Source organism: Pseudomonas sp. FSL R10-0056, assembly GCF_009600105.1.
GTDB lineage: Bacteria > Pseudomonadota > Gammaproteobacteria > Pseudomonadales > Pseudomonadaceae > Aquipseudomonas > Aquipseudomonas bubulae.
The window spans coordinates 16,100-40,845 of sequence record NZ_WIWL01000056.1 but is presented as its reverse complement, the minus strand read 5'-3'; the positions used below and the strand labels follow the sequence as shown (position 1 = coordinate 40,845).

At 60.8% G+C, this 24,746-nt stretch carries 22 protein-coding genes; 16 read left to right on the top strand and 6 right to left on the bottom strand.

Annotated elements, in window-relative coordinates:
• Positions 1-43: 43 nt before the first annotated feature.
• The 5 genes from parE (at position 44) to GHO42_RS03140 (ending at position 6,606) form a co-directional block, all read left to right on the top strand.
• Positions 44-1,948, top strand: a complete 1,905-nt coding sequence (gene parE / locus GHO42_RS03160; RefSeq protein ID WP_095000938.1) for a DNA topoisomerase IV subunit B — start codon at positions 44-46, stop codon at positions 1,946-1,948.
• Positions 1,948-2,928, top strand: coding sequence for an esterase-like activity of phytase family protein (locus GHO42_RS03155; protein WP_095031363.1), 981 nt, complete (start codon positions 1,948-1,950; stop codon positions 2,926-2,928). Before parE ends, GHO42_RS03155 begins: the two co-directional genes overlap by 1 nt.
• On the top strand, positions 2,925-3,446 hold the full coding sequence (locus GHO42_RS03150; protein ID WP_095031362.1) for a TIGR02281 family clan AA aspartic protease: 522 nt from the start codon (positions 2,925-2,927) through the stop codon (positions 3,444-3,446). The genes GHO42_RS03155 and GHO42_RS03150 overlap by 4 nt, the downstream gene beginning before the upstream one ends.
• An 11-nt stretch (positions 3,447-3,457) precedes the next feature.
• The gene (gene parC / locus GHO42_RS03145) at positions 3,458-5,722 is read left to right on the top strand and encodes a DNA topoisomerase IV subunit A (RefSeq protein WP_153327249.1); all 2,265 of its coding nucleotides are present in this window, start codon (positions 3,458-3,460) and stop codon (positions 5,720-5,722) included.
• 179 nt (positions 5,723-5,901) lie between these two features.
• The gene (locus GHO42_RS03140; RefSeq protein ID WP_169916127.1) at positions 5,902-6,606 is read left to right on the top strand and encodes a membrane integrity-associated transporter subunit PqiC; all 705 of its coding nucleotides are present in this window, start codon (positions 5,902-5,904) and stop codon (positions 6,604-6,606) included.
• Between the two features lie 121 nt (positions 6,607-6,727).
• Here GHO42_RS03140 and GHO42_RS03135 read toward each other — a convergent pair whose 3' ends face one another.
• Positions 6,728-8,275 carry an AhpA/YtjB family protein gene (locus GHO42_RS03135; protein WP_095000943.1) on the bottom strand — a complete coding sequence of 516 codons (1,548 nt, stop codon included), beginning with the start codon at positions 8,273-8,275 and terminating at the stop codon, positions 6,728-6,730.
• Between the two features lie 132 nt (positions 8,276-8,407).
• Here GHO42_RS03135 and serB point away from each other — a divergent pair, with 132 nt between their 5' ends.
• The gene (gene serB, locus GHO42_RS03130; protein ID WP_095000944.1) at positions 8,408-9,622 is read left to right on the top strand and encodes a phosphoserine phosphatase SerB; all 1,215 of its coding nucleotides are present in this window, start codon (positions 8,408-8,410) and stop codon (positions 9,620-9,622) included.
• Between the two features lie 115 nt (positions 9,623-9,737).
• Here serB and asd read toward each other — a convergent pair whose 3' ends face one another.
• Genes asd through GHO42_RS03115 form a run of 3 tightly spaced genes read right to left on the bottom strand, consistent with a single transcriptional unit; the run spans position 9,738 to position 13,016 of the window.
• Positions 9,738-10,604: an archaetidylserine decarboxylase gene (asd, locus tag GHO42_RS03125; protein ID WP_095017685.1), complete on the bottom strand. Its 867-nt coding sequence runs from the start codon at positions 10,602-10,604 to the stop codon at positions 9,738-9,740.
• 9 nt (positions 10,605-10,613) lie between these two features.
• Entirely contained in the window at positions 10,614-11,441 is an 828-nt protein-coding gene (locus tag GHO42_RS03120; protein WP_095017684.1) for a rhodanese-like domain-containing protein, read from the bottom strand.
• A gap of 36 nt (positions 11,442-11,477) precedes the next feature.
• Positions 11,478-13,016 (bottom strand): HDOD domain-containing protein, encoded by a 1,539-nt coding sequence (locus tag GHO42_RS03115; protein WP_133144742.1) that lies wholly within the window; start codon positions 13,014-13,016, stop codon positions 11,478-11,480.
• A gap of 152 nt (positions 13,017-13,168) precedes the next feature.
• Between GHO42_RS03115 and motA the strand changes: the two genes are divergently transcribed.
• Positions 13,169-14,020 carry a flagellar motor stator protein MotA gene (gene motA / locus GHO42_RS03110; RefSeq protein ID WP_095000946.1) on the top strand — a complete coding sequence of 284 codons (852 nt, stop codon included), beginning with the start codon at positions 13,169-13,171 and terminating at the stop codon, positions 14,018-14,020.
• Positions 14,021-14,023: 3 nt separating this feature from the next.
• Positions 14,024-15,010 (top strand): flagellar motor protein MotB, encoded by a 987-nt coding sequence (gene motB / locus GHO42_RS03105; RefSeq protein WP_095000947.1) that lies wholly within the window; start codon positions 14,024-14,026, stop codon positions 15,008-15,010.
• A gap of 110 nt (positions 15,011-15,120) precedes the next feature.
• Here motB and rsgA read toward each other — a convergent pair whose 3' ends face one another.
• The gene (rsgA, locus tag GHO42_RS03100) at positions 15,121-16,152 is read right to left on the bottom strand and encodes a small ribosomal subunit biogenesis GTPase RsgA (protein ID WP_095000948.1); all 1,032 of its coding nucleotides are present in this window, start codon (positions 16,150-16,152) and stop codon (positions 15,121-15,123) included.
• A gap of 106 nt (positions 16,153-16,258) precedes the next feature.
• Between rsgA and orn the strand changes: the two genes are divergently transcribed.
• Together orn and GHO42_RS03090 are read left to right on the top strand one after the other, a co-directional pair.
• Positions 16,259-16,801 carry an oligoribonuclease gene (orn, locus tag GHO42_RS03095; RefSeq protein WP_086799078.1) on the top strand — a complete coding sequence of 181 codons (543 nt, stop codon included), beginning with the start codon at positions 16,259-16,261 and terminating at the stop codon, positions 16,799-16,801.
• Positions 16,802-16,985: 184 nt separating this feature from the next.
• On the top strand, positions 16,986-17,597 hold the full coding sequence (locus GHO42_RS03090) for a trimeric intracellular cation channel family protein (RefSeq protein ID WP_019826256.1): 612 nt from the start codon (positions 16,986-16,988) through the stop codon (positions 17,595-17,597).
• A gap of 23 nt (positions 17,598-17,620) precedes the next feature.
• Here the strand turns inward: GHO42_RS03090 and queG are convergent, their stop codons facing one another.
• Positions 17,621-18,688, bottom strand: a complete 1,068-nt coding sequence (queG, locus tag GHO42_RS03085) for a tRNA epoxyqueuosine(34) reductase QueG (RefSeq protein ID WP_095000949.1) — start codon at positions 18,686-18,688, stop codon at positions 17,621-17,623.
• Between the two features lie 62 nt (positions 18,689-18,750).
• Here queG and GHO42_RS03080 point away from each other — a divergent pair, with 62 nt between their 5' ends.
• The 6 genes from GHO42_RS03080 (at position 18,751) to hfq (ending at position 24,737) form a co-directional block, all read left to right on the top strand.
• Positions 18,751-19,611: an NAD(P)H-hydrate dehydratase gene (locus GHO42_RS03080; RefSeq protein ID WP_095038939.1), complete on the top strand. Its 861-nt coding sequence runs from the start codon at positions 18,751-18,753 to the stop codon at positions 19,609-19,611.
• On the top strand, positions 19,599-20,069 hold the full coding sequence (gene tsaE / locus GHO42_RS03075; RefSeq protein ID WP_016783300.1) for a tRNA (adenosine(37)-N6)-threonylcarbamoyltransferase complex ATPase subunit type 1 TsaE: 471 nt from the start codon (positions 19,599-19,601) through the stop codon (positions 20,067-20,069). The genes GHO42_RS03080 and tsaE overlap by 13 nt, the downstream gene beginning before the upstream one ends.
• 2 nt (positions 20,070-20,071) lie before the next feature.
• Positions 20,072-21,493, top strand: coding sequence for an N-acetylmuramoyl-L-alanine amidase (locus GHO42_RS03070; RefSeq protein WP_198417412.1), 1,422 nt, complete (start codon positions 20,072-20,074; stop codon positions 21,491-21,493).
• A 14-nt stretch (positions 21,494-21,507) separates the two neighbouring features.
• On the top strand, positions 21,508-23,406 hold the full coding sequence (mutL, locus tag GHO42_RS03065; RefSeq protein WP_165446536.1) for a DNA mismatch repair endonuclease MutL: 1,899 nt from the start codon (positions 21,508-21,510) through the stop codon (positions 23,404-23,406).
• Positions 23,406-24,386: a tRNA (adenosine(37)-N6)-dimethylallyltransferase MiaA gene (miaA, locus tag GHO42_RS03060; protein ID WP_153327247.1), complete on the top strand. Its 981-nt coding sequence runs from the start codon at positions 23,406-23,408 to the stop codon at positions 24,384-24,386. Before mutL ends, miaA begins: the two co-directional genes overlap by 1 nt.
• Positions 24,387-24,476: 90 nt before the next feature.
• Positions 24,477-24,737 carry an RNA chaperone Hfq gene (gene hfq / locus GHO42_RS03055; protein WP_016783304.1) on the top strand — a complete coding sequence of 87 codons (261 nt, stop codon included), beginning with the start codon at positions 24,477-24,479 and terminating at the stop codon, positions 24,735-24,737.
• Positions 24,738-24,746 lie beyond the last annotated feature (9 nt).

Sequence of the window (24,746 nt, the reverse complement as noted above, 5' to 3'; positions counted from 1 at the left end):
TCGAATGGCCCTTTTTTTCACTTACGACTAACGACGAGACCCTATGGCCACTCCCAGCGCTAGCTCTTATAACGCCGACGCCATCGAAGTCCTCTCGGGCCTCGACCCGGTGCGCAAACGCCCCGGCATGTATACCGACACCAGCCGGCCCAACCACCTGGCCCAGGAAGTCATCGACAACAGCGTCGACGAGGCCCTGGCCGGTCACGCCAAGTCGGTCAACGTCATCCTGCACGCCGATCATTCGCTGGAAGTCAGCGATGACGGGCGCGGCATGCCGGTGGACATCCACCCTGAAGAGGGTGTGCCGGGCGTCGAGCTGATCCTCACCAAGCTCCACGCGGGCGGCAAGTTCTCCAACAAGAACTACCAGTTCTCCGGTGGCCTGCACGGTGTGGGCATCTCGGTGGTCAACGCGCTGTCGACGCTGGTGCGGGTCAAGGTCAAGCGTGACGGCAACGAGTACCAGATGACCTTTGCCGATGGCTATAAAGCCACCGATCTGGAAATTATCGGCACCGTGGGCAAACGCAACACCGGCACCAGCGTGTACTTCGCGCCGGACCCGAAATACTTCGATTCACCCAAGTTTTCCGTCAGCCGCCTCAAGCACGTGCTCAAGGCCAAGGCCGTGCTATGCCCGGGGCTGCTGGTCACGTTCGAAGACAAAAACACCAACGAAAAGGTCGAGTGGCATTACGAAGACGGCCTGCGCTCGTATCTGGTCGATGCAGTCAGCGAATTTGAACGCCTGCCCGACGAGCCGTTCTGCGGCAGCCTGGCCGGTAACAAGGAAGCCATCGACTGGGCCTTGCTGTGGCTGCCCGAGGGCGGCGACAGCGTGCAGGAAAGCTACGTCAACCTGATCCCTACGGCCCAGGGCGGTACCCACGTCAACGGCCTGCGCCAGGGCTTGCTCGATGCCATGCGCGAGTTCTGCGAGTTCCGCAGCCTGCTGCCGCGGGGCGTGAAGCTGGCGCCTGAAGATGTGTGGGAGCGCATTGCGTTCGTGCTGTCGATGAAAATGCAGGAACCCCAGTTCTCGGGTCAGACCAAAGAGCGTCTGTCATCCCGTGAGGCGGCGGCATTTGTCTCGGGCGTGATCAAGGACTCCTTCAGCCTGTGGCTCAACGCCAACCCCGAGTTGGGCATGCAACTGGCCGAACTGGCGATCAACAACGCCGGGCGCAGGCTCAAGGCCAGTAAAAAGGTCGAACGCAAGCGCATTACCCAGGGGCCGGCCTTGCCGGGCAAGCTGGCGGACTGCGCCGGGCAAGACCCTATGCGCTCCGAGCTGTTCCTGGTGGAAGGTGATTCTGCAGGCGGCTCGGCCAAGCAGGCGCGGGACAAGGAGTTCCAGGCGATCCTGCCGTTGCGCGGCAAGATCCTCAACACCTGGGAAGTCGACGGCAGCGAAGTGCTGGCGAGCCAGGAAGTGCACAATATCGCTGTGGCCATCGGTGTCGATCCGGGCGCGGCCGATATGAGCCAGTTGCGTTATGGCAAAATCTGCATCCTTGCCGACGCCGACTCCGACGGCCTGCACATTGCTACTTTGCTCTGTGCATTGTTTGTGCAGCACTTCCGCCCGCTGGTGGATGCCGGTCACGTCTATGTGGCGATGCCGCCGCTGTACCGCATCGACCTGGGCAAGGAGATCTTCTACGCCCTGGACGAAGCCGAGCGCGACGGCATTCTTGACCGTCTTGTCGCCGAGAAAAAACGCGGCAAGCCGCAAGTCACACGCTTCAAGGGGCTGGGTGAGATGAACCCGCCACAGCTGCGCGAAACCACGATGGATCCGAACACCCGTCGCCTGGTGCAACTCACTCTTGAAGACTTCGCCGCCACGTCAGAAATGATGGACATGCTGCTGGCCAAGAAACGCGCAGGTGACCGCAAGTCCTGGCTCGAATCCAAAGGCAACCTGGCGCAGGTGCTGGCCTGATGCGCAGTGCCTTGCTGGGCTTGTTCTGTTTGGGTGCTGCGCCGGTCATGGCCGATACCTGGCCAGAACTGGCGTTGCAGTCAGAGCATCCGGTTGAAGGCATGCGCGGTGGCAATCTGTCCGGGCTGGCATTATGTTCGGGTGAGCTGTGGGCGGTGTCTGATCGTGATGATGATCAGATTTATCGCCTCGATACCCGCGAGTCTCTGTGGCAGGCCGAAGCCTTGCCTGTCGATGTGCCGCCAGCGCCGGAAAGCGGCTTGCCGTGGGGCGTGCGCATGATGGGCAAGGCCATCAGCCCGTTGCGCGGCGGCGAGCTGGACTTTGAAGGGATCAGTTGCGATGAGGCGGGCAACCGGTTCGTGGTCAGTGAGTCCCATGCAGCGGTACTGCAAATCCCTCAGGCCGGGGCGCCTTCATGGCTTAAAATCGACCCGGCGCTGGTGCGTCAGGCCCGTGCCAGCGGCATGTTGCTGCATTTCAATGCGCTGTTTGAGGGGATTGCCGTCAACTCGCAGGGTAATCAGATATGGCTGGCGGCCGAGCGTGAGCGCCGTGGCTTGCTGACGATTCGCAAAAAACAGAGTGTATGGGACTGCGAAAACGGCTGCGTGCTGATGAGCGAAGGCGGTCTTGAACAGCCGCCGACGCAACTCAACGCCAAGGCCCAGGCAAAGGACTTTGCCGACCTGGCGCTGTTCGAGGACAAGCTGTTTACCCTTGAGCGCATGGCCTATCGTATTTGCCGGCGTACCCCGAATACGGGCGAGATCGAACGCTGTTGGTCGTTTGCCAATGATGCCCTGACCGATGCCCGGCGTTACAACACCGGCTATGGCAACACCGAGGCCCTGAGCCTGGATGCCAAGGGCGCCTGGGTCGGGGTCGACAACGGCAGCCATAGACGCGCCGATGGCGAAAAACGTCCCATCGTCTGGCGCTTTGCTGCACCGCAAGGTGGCTGGAGTGCCAAACAATGAGCCAGCAAGCACCGGGCAAAGGCGTGGGGCGTATCTTCATGATCGTGGCCTGGTGCGCGGGCCTGTACCTGGCCACGCAGTTTTTCGGGCGCTGGGAACAGCGTCAGCAAAACCCCAATACCGAAGTGACCTCGCAACAAGGCGAGGGTTATATCGAAGTCAAACTGCTCGGCAACGTGCAGGGCCATTTCGTCGCCAGTGGCCGGATCAACAACGTGCCGGTGGAATTTTTACTCGATACCGGTGCCACCGATGTGGCGGTGCCGATGGATCTGGCCAGGCAACTGGCACTGCCCAAAGGCGTCCCGGTGACGCTGAACACTGCCAATGGCCGCACCCAGGGCTACCAGACCCGCATCGATCGCCTGCAGCTGGGCGCCATTGTGCTGCGCGATGTGCGAGCTGTAGCGGCCCCCGGGCTGGACGGCGAGCAGGTGCTGCTGGGCATGAGTGCGCTGAACAAACTTGAATTTACCCAGCGCGGCGGCACCATGCTGCTGCGCCAGACAACGAACTGAATGAGGTCCGCATGAGCGACTCCCTTGATCTCAGCCTGGACGGTGTAGAACGCCGGTCACTGGCCGACTTCACCGAACAGGCCTACCTCAACTACTCCATGTACGTCATCATGGATCGGGCCTTGCCGCATATCGGCGACGGCCTCAAGCCCGTACAGCGGCGTATTGTTTACGCCATGAGCGAGTTGGGCCTGGACGCTGACTCCAAGCACAAGAAATCGGCGCGTACCGTCGGTGACGTGCTCGGTAAATTCCACCCTCACGGCGACTCGGCCTGCTACGAAGCGATGGTGCTGATGGCACAGCCGTTCAGCTATCGCTACACCCTGGTCGACGGCCAGGGCAACTGGGGTGCGCCGGACGATCCCAAGTCGTTCGCCGCCATGCGTTACACCGAAGCTCGCCTGTCGCGTTACTCCGAGGTCCTGCTCAGCGAATTGGGCCAGGGCACGGCGGACTGGGTACCGAACTTTGACGGTACCCTCGACGAACCTGCGGTTTTACCGGCACGTTTGCCCAATATCCTGCTCAATGGCACCACCGGCATCGCCGTCGGCATGGCCACCGATGTGCCGCCGCACAACCTGCGTGAAGTGGCGGCGGCGTGCGTGCGTTTGCTCGACGAGCCGAAAGCCACGGTTGAGCAATTGTGCGAACACATTCAAGGCCCGGACTACCCGACCGAAGCTGAAATCATCACCCCGCGCGCCGACCTGCTGAAGATCTATCAGACCGGCCGTGGTTCGGTGCGCATGCGTGCGGTGTATCACATCGAAGACGGCGACATCGTGGTCACTGCACTGCCGCATCAGGTGTCGGGTGCCAAGGTGTTGGAGCAGATCGCCGCGCTGATGCAGGCCAAGCCGACCAAGCTGGCGATGGTAACCGACCTGCGTGATGAGTCCGACCATGAAAACCCGTGCCGTATCGTCATCATTCCGCGCAACAACAAGGTCGATCCCGACGAACTGATGCAGCACTTGTTCGCCGTCACCGAGCTTGAGTCCACGTTCCGGGTCAACATCAATATCATCGGCCTGGACGGCAAGCCGCAGCTGAAAAACCTGCGTGCCCTGCTGGTTGAATGGCTGGAGTTCCGCGTCAACACCGTGCGCCGCCGCCTGCAGTTCCGTCTCGATAAAGTCGAGCGCCGCCTGCACCTGCTGGACGGTTTGCTCACCGCTTACCTGAACCTCGATGAAGTGATCCATATCATTCGCACCGAGGAACACCCCAAGGCTGAGCTGATTGCACGCTTTGCCCTGAGTGAAACCCAGGCTGATTACATCCTTGATACGCGCCTGCGCCAACTGGCCCGTCTGGAAGAGATGAAGCTGCGCGACGAGCAGGATGCACTGCGTAAAGAGCAAGCCAAGCTGCAAGCCCTGCTGGGCAGCGAAGCCAAGCTGAAAAAGCTGGTGCGCACTGAACTGCTGGAAGACGCCAAAACCTACGGCGATGATCGTCGTTCGCCAATCGTGGCCCGCGCAGAAGCCAAGGCCCTGTCGGAAAACGAGCTGGTGCCGACTGAAGCGGTCACGGTGGTGCTCTCGGAGAAAGGCTGGGTACGTTGCGGTAAAGGCCACGATCTGGACGCTACCGGCCTGTCCTATAAAGCGGGGGATGGTTACAAAACCGCCGCTGCCGGGCGTTCCAACCAGTTTGCGGTGTTTATCGACTCCACGGGGCGCAGCTACTCAGTGGCTGCGCACACCTTGCCGTCGGCCCGTGGTCAGGGCGAACCGCTGACCGGTCGTCTGACCCCGCCTCCGGGCGCCACATTCGAGTGTGTGTTGTTACCGGAAGACGATGCGCTGTATGTGATTGCTTCCGACGCCGGTTACGGGTTTGTGGTCAAGGGAGAAGACCTGCAGGCCAAGAACAAGGCAGGTAAGGCATTGCTCAGCCTGCCCAAAGGCGCGCAGGTGATGCAGCCGCGGCCGGTGTCCGATCGCGAGCACAACTGGCTGGCGGCGGTAACCACTGAAGGGCGCCTGTTGATCTTCAAAGTCAGCGACCTGCCGCAGCTGGGTAAGGGCAAGGGCAACAAGATCATCGGCATACCCGGCGACCGCGTGGCCAGTCGCGAAGAGTACGTGACCGACATCGCGGTACTTCCAGACAATGCCGCATTGGTATTGCAGGCGGGCAAGCGTACCTTGACGCTCAAGGCGGATGACCTGGAACACTACAAAGGTGAGCGTGGCCGTCGTGGCAACAAACTGCCTCGTGGGTTCCAGCGTGTAGATGCCTTGTTGGTAGAAACCCCCAATTAAGCCTGTTTAGTGCGCCCGGCCTGCGTTTTTAAGCGCAGATCGGCGCGACAGCGCTGGAGTCATGCCCAATATTCGCGGATGATATGCCGCGTTAGCGGCACGGCTTATGGCAATGTGCTTTGCGAGCCTTTCGAGAATTACACTGCGGCTCGCCCTGAGGCGGCCACCTGGATGGAATGATGAACGTTCTACGCCTTCCTTTAATTGCGTTGCTGACCGGTGTGCTGGGTCTGGCGGGGTGCAGCACGCACCAGCCAGCGGCCTTGTACCAACTGGACAGCGGCACCCCCGGCCAGCCCGCGCAAAGCGCCGGCATGGCTGTGGTACTTGGCCCGATCAGCGTGGCCGACTACCTGCAACGTGAAACCCTGCTGCAACGCCAGCCTGATGGCAGTTTGAGCGCTGCGACTGACGGACGATGGGCAGGTAGCCTGTCGGCTGATATCGACCAGCTGCTGGTGCGCCAACTGGCATGGCGCCTGGACAGCCAGCGTGTGGTCCAGGCCCCGGCACCTGCGGGCTTCAGCCCGGATGTGCAAGTGTTGTTGTCGATCACTCGGCTGGACTCGGGCAAGGACCTGCCTGCAGTGCTGGACGCACAATGGCGCTTGATTGACCGTCGCGGGCAAGTGCGTGACAACCGCATCGTGCACCTGGAGCAGCCGCACGGGGGCAGTACGGCGGACCAGGTCAAGGCTCAGGGCAAGTTGTTGCAACAGTTGAGCGAGCAATTGGCGGTGGCACTCAAGCCTCTGGCCAACCAGCCGCCTCTGGTGGAAGCGCCCAAGGCGCCGTCCAAGGCAGCCCCCAAGCAGGGTGCGGATAAACCTCGTATCCCGATGGCCTCACCGATACGCACGGATATGGAAATCTTCCGCTTCTGAGGCTGTAGCCAGAAACAAAAAAATCCCGCACATGTGCGGGATTTTTTATGGCAGGTCAAAAGCCCCTCACCACGCCTCTCCCTCCGGGAGAGGGCCAGGGTGAGGGTGCTCTTGGCTTTGGCTACCCGCGACTCTCGTGCATCCGCGCCAGCTGGCGCTCCAGCATCGAAGGGTAAGGCTCCATCAGGCGCTCTACGCAGCAGGCGCCTTCCGGGCTGGCAATCGGGCGAATTCGGGCGCGCTGGCGGATCAGCGGGTCATCGCTGATCTTGCGCTCTACCAGCAACAGGTTGCGGCTGTGTTGCGACAAGGCCAGTGCATCCTGCGCCGTTTCGGTCAGCAGCAGGTCAATCTGACTCATGCCGCTCAGGCCTTCACCCAGCACCAGGCCCAGTTGCAATTGCAGGGTAATGCCGCTGTCTGCCACTTCGATTTGCAGGGCGTGACCCAATGCACGCAGCAGCTCGCCGCAGCAAATGGCGTTGGTCAGGTAGTCGTCGCCGCTGTCTTCACTGTGGAACAGCATCAGTGTGCTGCCATCGTTCAGCGTATGCAGTTCGCTTTGGTACAGCGAGGCTGCCTGGTTCAGACAATCACGATAGCGTTCCAGCAGTTCCATCAATCGGGCGCGGGGCAGGCGGCGCAATTGCTCTTGTGCCCCCAGTTGCACCGCGAGTACGGCACTCGGTTGCGGCGCCGCAGATGCGACCGGTTTTGGTTTGGCCAGGGCAACCGGCGCGGCACTCGCCGTGCTGGTGTCGCGCAGGTCGGCAAACGGGTCTTCGTCGTCGTTCTCGTCTTCTTCGGTGCTCACCAACTGTCGAGGTGCAGCCTTGGGCGCAGGTGCCGCTGCAGTCTCATCGAACGTCGGGTCACTCAGGTTGCGCACTTCAAAGCTCGGCTCGTTGTCTTCGGCCTCTTCGTAGTCGCTGTCGTCGTAGTCGTCTTCTTCTGGTTCCGGCTCGGGCTCTGGTGCCGGAGGGGCCAGGCGGGTGTGGAGCTGACGAGCCAGGTCGCCGATCTCATCCTGGCGCTGGATGGCCGGGGTGTAAGGATCGGGTTCGCGCAGCCATACCCGCAGTTGCAGCAGGGGCGTGGTGATATGACGGCCCAGACGCAAGCTTAAGGCCAGGGCAAGGGCCAGCAGGATAGCACTCAAAATGCCCATGCTTTGCAGGCTGATGGTCATCGGCTGCTCGAACTGGTGCATGTCCAGGCTGATGCGCAGATGCCCGGCGGTCACATCCTGAAAGGTGATCTTGGTTTGATACACACCCTCGGTTTCGCCCAGCAGGCCATTTTTGGGACGTTGCCCGGCTTCGGCGAGGATACGGTTATCCACGCTATAAATGGCCGCGTGGGCCACCAGCGGGTTTTTGGTCAGGTTGTTGAGCAGCACGTTGAGGCTGAGGATGTCGTTCGACACCAGCAGCTCGGTCGCCGAGGTGGCGGTTTGCGTGGTCAGGCTTTGCCCCAGGGCGTCGGCCTGTTCGTGCATGGCCTGCTTGAATTGCAGGCCCATGACCACGGCATAGATGACCAGTGCCAGGGCGACCAGGATCACGTTATGGCTGGCGATACGCAGAGCAAGCGGAACGCGGCGATCGCGCAGGGCCCGGAAGATCAGCAGGAAGAAGTTATCGGTTTTGACAGGCGATGGCCGGTTCACTGAGCGCGGCTCTTAGTCCGTTAAGTTGGTGCGCAGTATAGCGAGCGGCCTGAGGGCGGCAAAGCCTTGGCGGTGCCCGATGGTCACTGAAAGTGGGTAGAATGCGTTTTTTTTAGCGAATGGGGGTGTGCCTTGCGCGAAATCGTCCTGATAAACATCACAGGTGAGGACCGTCCGGGTCTCACTGCGGCCATTACCGGTGTACTGGCCAGCAATGGTGTGAATATTCTCGACATCGGTCAGGCCGCCATCCATGGCGTTTTGTCATTGGGTTTTCTGGTCGAAATTCCACAAGCCGAGCTGGTTTCGGCAGTGCTCAAGGACCTGCAGCCCTTAATCGCGAAGGAAGGTTTGCAGCTGCGTTTCGACCCGATCAGCGAAGAGCATTACCAGCGCTGGGTCCACGAACAAAGCCAGACCCGGCATGTGGTCACGCTGATGAGCCGCCAGGTGACCGCCCATGAGCTGCAGCGCGTGACATCGGTGATCAGCCAGCACGGTTTGAACATTGAGCAGACGGATCGCCTGTCCGGTCGCGTGCCGCTGGATGCGTCGACCGAGTCGAGCAAAAGCTGCATCGAGCTGCGTGTGTGTGGCGAGCCTGTGGATGTTGACGCGCTGCGTGCCGATTTCTTCAACCTGGCCCAGGAGCTGGGCGTGGATATCGCCCTGCAGGAAGACACCCTGTTCCGTCGCAATCGCCGCCTGGCGGTGTTCGACATGGACTCGACGCTGATCGAAGCTGAAGTGATCGACGAGCTGGCCAAGGCGGCAGGCGTGGGGGATCAAGTGGCGGCCATCACCGAGCGCGCGATGGCTGGCGAACTGGATTTCAAGGCCAGTTTCAAGGAGCGCATGGCGCTGCTCAAGGGCCTGGACGTGGGCGTGCTGGATGCCATCGGTGCTTCGTTGCGCCTGACCGAGGGCGCTGAAGTGCTGTTCGCCGAGCTCAAGCGTCTGGGTTACAAAACTGCGATCCTGTCAGGCGGTTTCACCTACTTTGCCAAACAAGTGCAGGCCAGACTGGGCATCGACTATGTCTTTGCCAACGAACTGGAAGTGGTGGACGGCAAGGTTACCGGTGTTGCGGTCGAACCGATTGTTGATGCCCAGCGCAAGGCAGATTTGCTGCGCGAACTGGCACAAAAGGAAGGCTTGAGCCTGGAGCAGACCATTGCGGTCGGTGATGGCGCCAATGATTTGCCGATGCTGGCGATTGCCGGGCTGGGTGTGGCATTCCGTGCCAAGCCGCTGGTCAAGAAATCGGCCAAGCACGCAATTTCGACTTTGGGCCTGGATGGCGTGCTGTACCTGCTCGGTCAGCGTGACCGTAACAGCCAGGGCTGAGCCCCCCTGTAAATGACCTGTGGGAGCGGGCTTGCCCGCGATTGCATCACCTCGGTGAATCAGATGCACCGAGTTGCCAGCATCGCGAGCAAGCCCGCTCCCACAGGGTTATGGGTTATTCGGCGTGCGCCGGTGCACCCATTTTCTGACCCATCATCACCGGCGTTCCTGCCGTCAGGCCTTCGGCCCATTTCACCTGATCCGCGCCAAACAGCACGATCGCCGTCGAACCCAGTTTGAAACGACCCAGCTCGGCACCTTTTTCCAGGTGGATCGGCGCACGGGCAGCTTCGTCGTAACGGAAGGTTTTCAGCTCGCGTTTCGGCGGGGTAACCAGACCGGCAAACACGGTTTCAATGGATGCCACGATCATGGCACCGACCAATACCACGGCCATCGGGCCGCGCTCGGTGTCAAAAATGCACACCGCACGCTCGTTGCGGGCAAAAAGCTCCGGCACGTTTTCGGCGGTGGTCTGGTTGACCGAGAACAGGCGCCCCGGCACGTAGATCATTTCACGCAGGGTGCCCGCCAGTGGCATGTGCACGCGGTGGTAGTCCTTGGGCGACAGGTAGATGGTGGCAAATTCGCCGCCCATAAACTGGGCTGCTACTGCAGCATCGCCACCCACCAGCTCCAGCACGCTGTAGCTGTGGCCCTTGGCCTGGAACACGCGGCCGTGTTCGATCGGGCCCAGCTGGCTGACCGCGCCATCGGCAGGGCTTAGCACCGCACCCGGAGTTTGATCCAGCGGGCGGGCGCCGTCTTTCAGGGCGCGGGTAAAGAAGGCGTTGAAGTGCTCGTAGGCGGTCACGTCTTCAACCAGGGCCTGGGACATGTCTACCTGATAACGCTTGGCGAACCAGCTGGTGAACGCATTCTTGAACCAGCGTACGCGGCATTCGGCAATACAGCCGGCCAGGCGTGACAGCAGGTGATGCGGCAACAGGTACTGACTGAGGAGGAACAAACGCTTTTTCATTCAAGGTCCTTAATTTTTTACAGGTAGCTCGACGGGGGTGTCGGGGTGGTTGCCCCATTCGCCCCAGGAGCCGGCGTAGCCTTTGACGCGCGGGTAACCGAGCGCCTTGGCGACGAGATAGGTAAAGCCGGAACGGTGGTGGGTCTGGCAGTGGGTAATCACTTCTTTGTCTGGCGTGATGCCCAGATCCTTGAGGATCTGCGCCATGTCCGGGCGGATACGCAGGTTACGGGTTTTATCCATGCCGGTGGTCCACTCAAGATGCTTGGCCCCGGGGATATGCCCGCCCTTGGCCGCCAGCACTTTTTCGCCGCTGTATTCGGCGGCACTGCGTGCATCCCAGATCGCCAGGTCGGCGGCGCCCAGGCGGCTTTGCAGGTACTCGCGGGTGGCAGTAGGTTCATCGTGCAAGGTCAGCGCCACCGGGCCATTGACGGCGGCAGGCACGTCCTGGCTGAGGGCATAGCCTTCGCCAATCCAGGCGTGAATGCCCCCGTCCAGATAGTGGTATGCCTTGTGCCCGATTACATCAAGCAGCCAGATAAACCGCCCGGCCCAGCCGCCGCCTTCGTCGTCATAGACCACATAGACCGCGTCGGGATTGTGCCCCAGCTCGCCGAACAGGGTTTCGAGTGACGCTTGCGACGGCAGCAGGCCGGGTGCCGGTGGCAAGCCCAGTTGCGTGCGTTTCGGGTCGACAAAACGGGCGCCCGGAATATGCCCGGCCTCGTAGCGTGCAACACTGGTCAGGTCAACCAGGATCAGTTCGGGTGCGTCGAGCCGGGCGAGCAGGTCGCCGGGCTCGATCACTAATGGCAAGCCAGAGAAGCCAGGCATAGGAAGCCTCCAGAGCAAAAAGGGGGGATTGTAGCGCTAGCGCCCGCGACTACTAAAGGTATTCAAGGCTTTCTCGATGCATTGGGCCGTTTTGCCAAAGGCTTGCACGCTGGTTTCGGAAAATGGCCCGCCGCCCTGGTCTGCCAGTATGAGCATGACCACGCGACCGTTATTGCTCAGCGAGCGTAGCAGCAGATGCTCGCCGGGGAACAGGCTGCGCAGGCTGTAGGGCAAGACTGCGGAGATCACCGCGTTGTTTTCGGGCGTCAGGCGCACTTGTGCAGGTTGCATCATCAGGCGTTGCAGCGCGGTGCTGTCACTGATGTTGACGGTCAGGTCGAAGGCGGTTCTGCCCAGGCCGGCAATCTGGTTGACGCTCAGGCTGGTCGAGGTCTTGTCGGGGGTGAGTATCATCACCCGGCGCATGCCGCACGCCTGCAAGGCTTCGCGGGCACAGGTGCTCAGATGCATCGGGTTGCTGAATGCGCTGGGTTGCTCCAGCAGCTGCCCGCAATGTTTGCGCCAGGCGACGAGTGCCTCGGCCGAGGGAGGCGGGGCTGCCTGCGAATTGTCCCCGCTGCGGCGTGAGTCCCACGGCCAGAGCAATGCCTGGGCCGGATGCCAAAGGTCGGGGCTGGAGTGATAGCGCGCGCTGCTCGCGGCCTGCTGGTGTGCCTGCTGCTGAACTTCGTCCAGGGGCATTTGCAGGTAAAGGCTGGTGACGTACTGCCAGCGCAGGTTGTGCGGTGTGTCCCAGCCCTGCTGGGCTGACAGCGCCAGGCAGTTGGCCAGCAACACACTGTTGGCAGGCTGGTTGAGCCAGCGCCGCAGGGCCGGGTCGGCGTCCAGCAGTTGTTGCTGACGCAGGGGGTGATGGGTGTCGCGGGCGATATGCAGCACCCTGACCAGGGTGCGGCGCTCTTCGGTGATCACCGTATAACCTTGCATCACCCACCCCGGCAGACGCCACAGCTCGGCCAGGCTGCGGCAGATATCAAACAGTGGCACACCAAAAAGCTGGCGCTCGACTTTACTGGCGCACTCATTGTGCCCGACCACCCGCCGTTCCCAGGTTTCGAGCAGCAGTGGGTGGGTCAGTGCCAGGGCCCATAGCGGTGACAGAAACAGCAAGCTGCTCCAGTAGATTTCCTGCCAGAGCCGCGCCAGGCGATTGCCGAACAGGCCAATGGCCTGTTGTGCGGCGTGCTGGCTGATCAGCTGGATTTGTCGGTAGGCCAGCGGGATATCCTCGATCGCCAGCGCCGGCACATGTTCGAGCAGCATCTGGGTGCGTTTGAGGCCCAGGCGGTTGATCGCCACTTCAAGGCTCTCGGCCGGCTCGCTCAGGCTGCTTTGGGCTTGCTGGTTGGCCTCGCGGATCAGTCTGAGGGCCAGCGCCGGGCTGTCCTGCATAACCTCGGCAATTTCGCGTAACGAGCGGCGACTGTCGTTGAGGGTCTTGAAGACCCGCGCATGGCTGGTTTGCGGGATCGGCAGATCGACGGCGTCCAGGTGTGCAACCCAGGCATCCAGGGTGGTGGGTGTTGATATCGGTGCGCGGGTTTCGTTGGCCATAATGAGGACGCGATGATCATCCAATCTGGGGGTCGAATGGCTTTTCGGCTCTACCGGCTATAGTCTGGCGCAGATTCGCCGATAAGGAGAAGAAGAGTTTTAGCTACGCTGGAATATGACCTTGAACCGACCCAAGAAGTACTTTTATATCTATGGCTAAAATTATCGGCATCATCGTCGTGTTCGCGAGTGTGCTCGGCGGATACGTACTTTCCCACGGCAAAATCGGGGCGCTGATCCAGCCGTTCGAGGTTTTGATCATCGGCGGTGCGGCCTTCGGTGCGTTCCTGCAAGCCAACCCCGGTTACATGACCATGCATGTGATCAAAAAATCACTGGGCATGTTCGGTTCGCGTTTCTCCCACGCTTTTTATCTTGAAGTGTTGGGCCTGGTTTACGAGATTCTCAACAAAAGTCGTCGCGAAGGCATGATGGCCATCGAGAGCGACATTGAAGACGCGGCCGCCAGCCCTATCTTCGCCAAATACCCCACTGTCCTTAAAGATGAGCGCATGACCGCGTTTATCTGCGATTACCTGCGCATCATGTCCTCGGGCAACATGGCCCCCCACGAGCTTGAGGGGTTGTTTGACATGGAGCTGTATAACCTCAAGGAAGAGCTGGAGCATCCTTCCCACGCCGTTACCGGTATCGCCGACGGCATGCCGGGTTTCGGTATCGTCGCCGCGGTACTGGGTATTGTGGTGACCATGGCCTCGCTGGGCGAAGGTGATCAGGCGGCCATCGGCATGCACGTTGGCGCCGCGCTGGTAGGTACCTTCTTCGGTATTTTGGCGGCCTATGGTTTCTTCGGTCCGTTGGCGACGTCTTTGGCTCACGATGCCAAGGAAGAACTCAACGTGTATGAATCGATCAAGGCCTCGCTGGTGGCTTCGGCCTCAGGCATGCCGCCGTCGCTGGCGGTCGAGTTTGGTCGCAAGGTCCTGTACCCCAAGCACCGGCCCAGTTTTTCCGAGCTGGAACAAGTGGTTCGTGGTCGCTGATTTATGGAAAACAACCAGCCCATAATCATCAAGCGCGTCAAGCGCTACGCCGCAGGCCATCACGGTGGCGCCTGGAAAATCGCCTTTGCCGACTTCGCCACGGCGATGATGGCGTTCTTTCTGGTGATGTGGCTGATGACGGCGGCCACGCCCGAGCAAAAGATCGCCATTGGTGGTTATTTCAAAGATCCGATCGGATTCAGCGAAAGCGGCACGCCCTACGTCATCGACCTGGGCGGCACTCCGGCCTTGGCGCCGGACAACACCCTCAACCCTGAAGAAAAACTGCAGCCCCAGCCCGACAAGATCAAGGTAGATGCCGAGCAGGTTGAAAGCATGGCCGAGCAGGTCGAGAAAGAGCGCCTCGAACTGCTGTTGCAGGAGTTGCAGAACAAGGTCGAAGAAAACCCGCAGCTGCGCAAGTTCAAGGATCAGTTGCTGTTTGAAATCACCCCGGACGGCCTGCGTATCCAGATCATGGATGCCGCAAACCGGCCGATGTTTGACGTGGGCAGTGCACGGCTCAAACCGTACTTCGAAGATATTTTGCTGGCCATGGCCGACACCATCAAGGCAGTACCCAACAAGGTCAGCATCAGCGGCCACACCGATGCCATGCCTTATGCGGGGGGCGGTGATTACGGCAATTGGGAGTTGTCGGCCAACCGTGCCAATGCAGCGCGGCGTGCGCTGGTGGCGGGCAGCTACCCGGAAGGGCAGATTGCGCGGGTGGTGGGTTATGCCTCGTCAGTGCTGTTCGACACGGCTAACCCCAATAATCCGGTCAACCGCCGTATCGACATTGTGGTGCTGAACAAAAAGGCCCAGCAGGCGATTGAAGGCGAGCAGGGTGCGGAGTCAGTCAAGCCCCAGGAACTGCCCAAGGCGCCAGTTGACCCGATCAAGCTGCCCGCCGACAAACAGCCACTGCCGATGCATGAAGAACGGCAGAAGCTGAATCTGTTTGACGACCCGCCGCCCTCACCCTAACCCTCTCCCAGAGGGAGAGGGGACTGAGCGCGCGCGGCCTCAAGAACACTGACAATTTGCCCCCTTCTCCCTCCGGGAGAGGGCTGGGGTGAGGGGGCTTCTGGCCTGAATCAGTAACTCGACTCAGGCAAGCTGGCAATGATCGAGCGATAGCTGTTCATGCGCTGTTGCTGCACGCGGCCATCTTCCAGGGCCATCAGCAATGCACAGCCCGGCTCGCGGTCATGCTTGCAGTCGCGGAAGCGGCAACGGCCGATCAGGTCGTTGAACTCGATAAACCCCGCCTCGACATCGGCACGGCTGACGTGGCCCAGGCCGAACTCACGAATACCCGGGGAGTCGATCAGATCGCCGCCGCCCGGGAAGTGGAACAAGCGCGCCGTGGTCGTGGTGTGCGTACCCTGGCCGGAAATCTCCGACAGCGGCCCGACCCGAAGGTTGACCTCAGGCAGCAGGCTGTTGACCAGGGACGACTTGCCAACGCCCGACTGACCCACAAACACACTGATATGGCCGTCCAGTTGCGCTTGCAACTGCTGCATGCCATCGCCGTGATGGGCCGACACTTCCAGCACCGGATAACCCAGTTGACGATAAACCCCCAGCAACGCATTCAGCGCCGGTGCGTTCTGCTCGTCGATCAGGTCAGCCTTGTTGAGCAGCAACAGCGGGCGAATCCCGGCGTGCTCGGCGGCGACGAGATAGCGGTCGATCAGGTTGGCGTGCGGCTCGGGCATGGGCGCGAACACAATCACGATCATGTCGACGTTGGCTGCAACCGGCTTGAGCTGACCACGGCTGTCCGGGCGGCATAGCTCGGTCTTGCGCGGCAACTGGGCGACGATAACGCCGATGCCCTGATTGCCGGCGCGCCACACAACCGTGTCACCGGTTACCAGAGCGGGCAGGTTGGCGCGCAGGTGGCAACGGAACATCTGGCCTTTGAGCTCACCTTCCTGGGCTTCGACTTCGACCTGCACACCAAAGTGCGCGATCACCAGGCCAAGTTGCTCGGGGCCTAAATCGCCGCCTTCAAGCGCTTCGACGGCACTGGATTCGCGTTTGGCGGCGCGGGCAGCGCGCTCGCCCTGGATCTTTTCGATGCGCCAATTCTGACGACGGTTGAGCTGGCGTTTGGCCATGGGTGTTCCGTGTTGATAAAACGATAAGAAGGGTAAAACGCCGGGGAGTTTAGCACGAGGGCCGCGTGCCTAAGCTAAACTGCGCACCTAAGCACTGGAGGCCATTATGCAAAACGCGCAGAACCTGATCTGGATCGACCTGGAAATGACCGGTCTGGACCCTGACAACGACGTCATTATTGAAATGGCCACCATCGTTACCGACAGCAACCTCAATACCCTGGCCGAAGGCCCGGTCATCGCCATCCACCATAGTGATGCCGTGCTGGCGCGCATGGACGAGTGGAATACCCGTACTCATGGCGGCAGCGGCCTGACCCAGCGGGTCAAGGACAGCACCACTACTATGGCCGAAGCCGAAGCGCAGACCATCGCGTTCCTTGAGCAGTGGGTACCCAAAGGCAAATCGCCGATCTGCGGCAACAGTATCTGTCAGGACCGCCGCTTCCTGTACACCCATATGAAAGCGCTGGAAAGCTACTTCCACTATCGCAACCTGGACGTTTCGACGCTCAAGGAGCTGGTTGCACGCTGGGCGCCGGAAGTACGCGACAGCCTGGTGAAAAAGGGTACGCATCTGGCGCTGGACGACATTCGCGAGTCGATTGCCGAGCTGCAACACTACCGCAAGCATTTCATCAAATTCTAAGCTGCCGTTGATCCCCCTGTGGCAGCGGGCTTGCTCGCGATGCAAGCGACTCGGTACATCTACCGAACCGCAGCGAAGCCGTCGCGAGCAAGCCCGCTCCCACAAAGAACAGTATTTGTTGCCCGCTTTTGGTGCCAATGCCAACTGAGAGTAGACTGCGCGCCTTCTTGCAAGGATCGCTGCCATGTTGCTGATGCTTTATTTAGTTGCCATTACTGCCGAAGCCATGACCGGCGCGCTGTCTGCCGGGCGTCGGGGCATGGACTGGTTCGGCGTGGTGCTGATTGCCTGCGTCACCGCGCTAGGCGGCGGTTCGGTGCGTGACGTCCTGTTGGGGCACTACCCGCTGACCTGGGTCAAACACCCGGAATACCTGGTACTGACCACGTTCGCTGCATTGGTGACGATCTTTATCGCGCCCTTGATGCGTCATCTGCGCTCGCTGTTTCTGGTGCTTGATGCCCTGGGGCTGGTAGCGTTTACCCTGATCGGCTGCATGACCGCGCTGGAGATGGGTCAGGGCATGCTGGTGGCTTCGGTGAGCGGAGTGATTACCGGGGTCTTTGGCGGCATCCTTCGTGACATCTTCTGCAACGACATTCCGTTGATCTTCCGTCGTGAGCTGTATGCCAGCGTTTCGTTTGCTGCGGCGTGGTGTTTCTTGTTGTGTACTTATCTGGAAATGCCCAACGAACAGGCGATTTTCGTCACCTTGTTCGGCGGGCTGCTGCTGCGTTTGCTGGCGATCCGCTTTAACTGGGAAATGCCCAAGTTCGTTTATAACGACGAGCATTAAGCAACTGTGGCAGCGGGCTTGGCTCAGGCCCGCTTGGCGTGTTGTGTCAGCGCCCACTCCACATGCTCGCGCACCAGCTCCGACGGGTAATCACGCCGCGCATTCAGGGCTTCCAGCACCGGGATCGTCGATGGCGCATTGCCCAGGCCTACCGCCAGGTTGCGCAGCCAGCGTTCGTACCCGGCCCGGCGCAGCGGCGAGCCTTCGGTGCTGCTCAGGAATTTGTCTTCATCCCACATAAACAGCTCGGCCAAGCCAGCATTGTCCAGGTTATGCCGTGGCTTGAAGTCCCCTTCTGCGGTGGTGCGGGCAAAACGGTTCCAGGGGCAGACGATCTGGCAGTCATCGCAACCGAATACCCGGTTGCCGATCATCGAGCGCAATTCTTCAGGGATCGCGGTTTTCAGCTCGATGGTCAGGTACGAAATGCATTTGCGCGCATCCAGCACATAAGGCCCGACAAAGGCATTGGTGGGGCAGATGTCCAGGCAGGCGGTGCAGCGCCCGCAGTGTTCGGTTTCGTGGGGGGCGTCGACCGGTAGCGGCAAATCGACAAACAGCTCGCTCAGGAAAAAGTAGCTGCCCGCCTTGCGATTGAGCACCAGGGTGTTCTTGCCGATCCAGCCCAGACCCGCCTGTTGCGCGATGGCCTTTTCCAGTACCGGGGCGCTGTCGACAAAGGCGCGGAAGCCAAACGGGCCAATGTCCTTCTGGATGCGGTCGGCCAGTTGTTGCACGCGCTTGCGGATCAGCTTGTGATAATCGCGGCCCAGGGCATAACGTGAAACGTAGGCTTTTTCCGGTTGGGCCAGCAGCTGCGCCATATGAGTGTCACCGGGCAGGTAGTCCATGCGCAGGGAAATCACGCGCACTGTGCCGGGCACCAGCTCTTGCGGGTGTGAGCGCTTGCTGCCGTGGGCGGCCATGTAGTCCATGTCACCGTGGTAGCCGGCTTCCAGCCAGCGTTGCAGATGGTGTTCGTGTTCTCCCAGGTCGAGGCCGGCAATGGCGACTTGTTGAAAGCCCAACTCGCGGCCCCATTCCTTGATGGACCGGGCGAGAGCGGGGAGGTCGGCAGTAATAGCAGGCATGGGACAAGAGAAACCGGAGCTGAGATGCGTATAATTCTGCCAGACATCGGAGCCAAACACGCATGCCGCAGACCAAACACCTGTTAGCCGACCCCCAAGCCCTTAGCGCAGATAATCTGGCGCCACTACCTCGACGAGCCCTGAGCGCCCATAAAGGCCAGTTCGGGCATGTGCTGCTGGTGGGTGGCGATCGTGGATTTGGCGGCTCGATTACCCTCAGCGCCCAGGCTGCACTACGCTGTGGCGCTGGCCTGGTATCCCTGGCCACGCGCCCCGAGCACGTGCCTGCTGCGCTGGTGCGGGTGCCCGAGGTGATGGTGCTCGGCGTATCGTCGGCCAACCAGTTGATGGGCGTACTGGCGCAGGCTTCGGTGGTCGTGGTGGGACCGGGTTTGGGGCAGGCGCCCTGGGGGCGCAGTCTGTTGTCGGCCGCGGCACAGGCAAAAATGCCGCAGGTGTGGGATGCCGATGCGCTTAATTTGTTGTCCAACGCAGTCATCACGCTGGCACCAGGGTCGGTGATGACCCCGCACCCGGGTGAAGCCGCACGCTTGCTGGGTATCAGCACCGGGCAGGTACAGGCCGATCGACCGGCTGCGGCCAGGGCGTTGGTTAAAAAATACTCAGCAGTGTGCGTCCTTAAAGGTGCAGGCAGTCTGATTGCAGGGCTCAATGGCGAGTTGGCCATTTGCAGTCACGGCCATCCGGCAATGGCTACGGCCGGTCTTGGGGATGTGCTGGCAGGCGTGATCGGCGCGCTGCTGGCTCAGGGGTTGGGCGCTTATGATGCCGCATGCCTGGCGGTGTGGCTGCATGCCCGCGCCGGTGAGCAACAAGGACAATTGGGCCGTGGGCTGGCGGCCAGTGATTTGATTCCAGCCATTCGTCAGTTGTTGGAGGAACACGCACCGTGCACGAAATAACACTGCAACTGGCCGACGAAGAGGCCATGACCGCATTTGGCGCGCGCCTGGCCACTGTCACTCAAGGTCACGGCCTGATTTTTCTCGACGGCGACCTGGGTATGGGTAAAACCACCCTGTCACGTGGCCTGATCCGCGGCCTTGGTCACACGGGTTCGGTCAAAAGCCCGACCTTCACATTGGTCGAGCCCTACGAGATTGGCGATATTCGGGCCTTCCACTTTGACCTGTATCGGCTGGTCGACCCGGAAGAGCTGGAATATATGGGGATTCGCGATTATTTCGACGAAGACGCCCTATGCTTGATCGAGTGGCCCGATAAAGGTGCAGGCTTTTTGCCAAAGCCTGACCTGACCATTACCATTAGGCCGCATAACACCGGGCGTTTGCTGACGCTGACGCCCCAAGGTTCTCGTGGCGAGTCTTGGTGTGCCGCATTGGCGCCGGAATACAAATAATGATGGGGTTTGGTATGCGCTTTCGCGCGTTAGCAAGTGTGGTGGGTGTGTTGCTCAGTGTCATGGCATTCAATGCTGTGGCCGCAACCCAGGTCAAGAGCGTGCGTCTATGGCGGGCGCCGGATAACACTCGACTGGTTTTTGATCTTACCGGGCCGGTGCAGCACAGTGTGTTTACGCTGACTGCACCTGATCGTCTGGTCATCGACATCAATGGCGCGACCCTGGGCGGGCCGCTGAATGTGCAAACAGCCAATACGCCAATCACCAGCATGCGCTCGGCGCAGCGTACCCCCACCGACCTGCGTGTGGTTATCGACCTGAAAAAGGCCGTGACCCCGAAAAGTTTCGTTCTGGCGCCCAATGCCCAGTACGGCAACCGCCTGGTGGTCGACCTGTATGACCAGGGCGCCGATCTGGCGCCAAGCCTGCCGGCCACCAACGTGGCAACGGTGCCGGTGGTGCCGGTGACGCCCGCGCAACCCGACGTTAAATTGCCGCCGATCCCGAGCGGTAAACGCAGCGTGGTGGTGGTGATCGATGCCGGCCACGGCGGTGAAGACCCGGGGGCCTCGGGCTCGGCTGGCCAGCGTGAAAAAGACGTGGTGTTGGCGATTGCCAAAGAACTGCAGCGCCAGATCAACGGCATGAAAGGCTTCAGGGCCGAGCTGACGCGTACCGGCGACTACTTTATCCCGCTGCGTGGCCGCACCGAAATCGCCCGCAAGAAAGGCGCCGACCTGTTTGTCTCGATCCACGCCGATGCGGCGCCGTCCAAGGCTGCCTTTGGTGCTTCGGTGTTTGCCCTGTCTGAACGCGGCGCGACTTCCGAGACGGCGCGCTGGCTGGCCGACAGCGAAAACCGCTCCGACCTGATCGGTGGCGCAGGCAACGTCAGCCTCGATGACAAGGACCGCATGCTGGCGGGTGTATTGCTTGACCTGTCGATGACCGCGTCGCTGACCTCCAGCCTCAACGTCGGGCAAAAAGTGCTGAGCAACATAGGTCGGGTCACCCCGCTGCACAAGCAGCGCGTAGAGCAGGCCGGGTTTATGGTGCTGAAGTCGCCGGACATTCCGTCGATTCTCGTCGAGACCGGGTTTATCTCGAACTCCAACGAAGCGTCCAAGCTGGCTTCGAGCAGTCACCAGCAAGCGCTGGCCCGTTCGATCAGCAGCGGCGTACGCCAGTTCTTCCAGCAAAATCCGCCGCCGGGCACTTATATCGCCTGGCTGCGTGACACCGGCAAAATCGCCCAGGGTGCCCGCGAACACACGGTTCGCCCCGGCGAAACCCTGGCGATGATCGCTGTACGCTATCAAGTGGGCGTGGCGACATTGCGCTCGAGCAACAGCCTGAAAACCGATGAGCTGAAGGTTGGCCAGAACCTGAATATTCCGGCAACTGCCCTGGCGGCACAGTAATGAGTGATGAAACATTGAGCAGCAGCGCGCGGATTGAATTGCTCAGCCCGCGCCTGGCCAACCAGATCGCTGCGGGCGAAGTAGTTGAACGCCCGGCTTCGGTGATCAAGGAACTGCTGGAAAACAGCCTCGATTCGGGTGCCAAGCGTATTGATGTGGACGTGGAGCAGGCCGGGATCAAGCTGCTGCGGGTACGTGACGATGGCAGCGGTATTTCCAGCGACGACTTGCCGTTGGCGCTGGCCCGTCACGCCACCAGCAAGATTCGTGATCTGGAAGACCTTGAGCGGGTGATGAGCCTGGGCTTTCGCGGTGAGGCGCTGGCTTCCATCAGTTCCGTGGCGCGCCTGACCCTGACCTCGCGCACCCGTGGTGCCGATCAGGCCTGGCAGGTCGAGACCGAAGGCCGCGACATGGCGCCCCGGGTTCAGCCGGCTGCACATCCGGTGGGCACCTCGGTTGAAGTGCGCGACCTGTTTTTCAACACCCCGGCACGGCGCAAATTTCTCAAAACCGAAAAGACCGAATTCGATCACCTGCAGGAAGTGATCAAGCGCCTGGCGCTGGCACGTTTTGATGTGGCGTTCAATTTGCGCCACAACGGCAAGTCCATCCTCAACCTGCACGAAGCCCGCGACGATACTGCCCGCGCCCGGCGTGTGGCGGCCGTGTGCGGCTCCGCGTTCCTGGAACAGGCAATGCCCATCGAGGTTGAACGCAATGGTTTGCACCTGTGGGGCTGGGTCGGTTTGCCGACTTTTTCCCGCAGTCAGGCGGACTTGCAGTACTTCTATGTCAATGGCCGCGCGGTACGCGACAAACTGGTGGCCCATGCGGTGCGCCAGGCGTATCGCGATGTGCTGTTCAATGGTCGCCACCCAACCTTTGTGCTGTTCTTTGAGGTCGACCCCTCGGTGGTCGACGTCAACGTACACCCGACCAAGCACGAAGTACGCTTCCGTGACGGGCGCATGGTGCATGATTTCCTCTATGGCACTTTGCACCGTGCTCTGGGTGACGTTCGCCCCGAAGACCAACTGGCCGCACCAGCGCCGGTGCCCGGGGCCGAGCGCCCGACGGGGCTGGATGCTGGCGAATTCGGCCCGCAGGGTGAAATGCGTCTGGCGGCCAATGTGCTGGAGCAGCCGCAGTCGGCCCCGTCACCGCATGTGGCAGGTTCGGGCGCTGGTGCGGGCTATCAGTACCAATACCGTCCGCAGTCCTCCGCGCCCCCGGTGCCCGTCGAAGAAGCGCGCAATGCCTATCGCGAGTTTTTCGCACCATTGCCTGAGGCCAATGCCGCGCCTCTGCCGGACGGGCAAGGTGATATTCCGCCGCTCGGCTTTGCTCTGGCCCAGCTCAAGGGCATTTATATTCTCGCGGAAAACGCCCAGGGGTTGGTGCTGGTGGATATGCACGCGGCCCATGAGCGGATCATGTATGAGCGTCTGAAAATCGCCATGGCCAGTGAAGGCCTGAGTGGTCAGCCGCTGCTGGTGCCGGAATCGATTGCGGTCAGCCAGCGGGAAGCCGATTGCGCCGAAGAACACGCCGAGTGGTTCCAGCGCCTGGGCTTCGAGTTGCAGCGCCTTGGCCCGGAAACCCTGGCCATCCGCCAGATTCCAGCCCTGCTCAAGCAGGCCGAGGCCCAGCGACTGGTTCACGACGTACTGGCCGACCTGATGGAATACGGCACCAGTGACCGGATCCAGGCGCACCTCAACGAGCTGCTCGGCACCATGGCCTGCCACGGTGCGATCCGCGCCAATCGCCGTTTGGCGATCCCGGAAATGAACGGTCTGTTGCGTGACATGGAAAACACCGAGCGCAGCGGTCAGTGCAATCATGGTCGTCCCACCTGGACCCAAATGGGCCTGGACGACTTGGACAAACTCTTTTTGCGCGGTCGCTGATGACAGGTTCCAACGCTTTACCCCCGGCTATTTTCCTGATGGGGCCGACGGCCGCCGGCAAGACCGACCTGGCCATCGAGCTGAGCAAGGTGCTGCCGTGCGAGCTGATCAGTGTCGACTCGGCGCTGGTCTATCGCGGCATGGACATCGGCACTGCCAAGCCGTCGAAAGAAATTCTGGCGGCTCACCCGCATCAGTTGATCGACATTCTCGACCCGGCCGAGAGCTATTCGGCGGCCGATTTTCGTCGCGATGCGCTCAAGGCCATGGCCGAGATCACGGCGCGAGGCAATATCCCGCTGCTGGTGGGCGGCACCATGCTCTATTACAAGGCACTGATTGACGGCCTGGCCGACATGCCTCCGGCGGACCCCGAGGTGCGCGCGCAGCTTGAAGAAGAGGCGCAGCGCCTTGGCTGGCAGGCCCTGCACGACCAGTTGGCAGCCATAGATCCGGAGTCTGCCGCGCGAATTCACCCCAATGATCCGCAGCGTCTGACCCGGGCGCTTGAGGTTTATCGGGTCAGCGGCATGAGCGTGACGGCCCATCGGCAAAAACAATCTGAACAAACGACTAAAGCAGCGGCTTCTGGGCACAGCCAATTGCCCTATACTGTCGCGAATCTGGCCATCGCTCCGGCGAACCGTCAGGTGCTGCATGAGCGAATTGCACTAAGATTCGGGCAGATGCTGGAACAGGGGTTCATTGACGAGGTCATAAACCTGCGCAACAGAAGTGACCTGCATGCCGGGTTGCCGTCTATACGTGCAGTGGGTTACCGCCAAGTCTGGGACTACCTCGACGGCAAGCTGACAGCGGCCGAGATGCAGGAGCGCGGCATCATAGCCACGCGCCAGTTGGCCAAGCGCCAGTTCACCTGGTTGCGCAGCTGGAATGATTTGCATTGGCTTGACAGTCTGGGCTGCGACAATCTGCCACGAGCCTTGAAATACCTGGAATCGGTCTCCATATTGAGCTGAGTCTTGGCAAATGCCGTCTATCCTATGGATGTGGCGACAGCGGTCATCTAATTTTTGTTTCTATTTTTTATCCTTACAGGAGTGCGGCATATGTCAAAAGGGCATTCGCTACAAGACCCTTACTTGAATACTTTGCGTAAAGAGAAGGTTGGCGTTTCCATCTATCTGGTCAACGGGATCAAGCTGCAGGGGACCATCGAGTCTTTCGACCAGTTCGTGATCCTGCTGAAAAACACCGTCAGCCAAATGGTTTACAAGCACGCAATTTCGACAGTCGTACCAGTACGTCCAATTCGTCTGCCTAGCGCAACCGAATCGGATCTGGCAGACGCTGAACCAGGTAATGCCTAAATAGGAGCA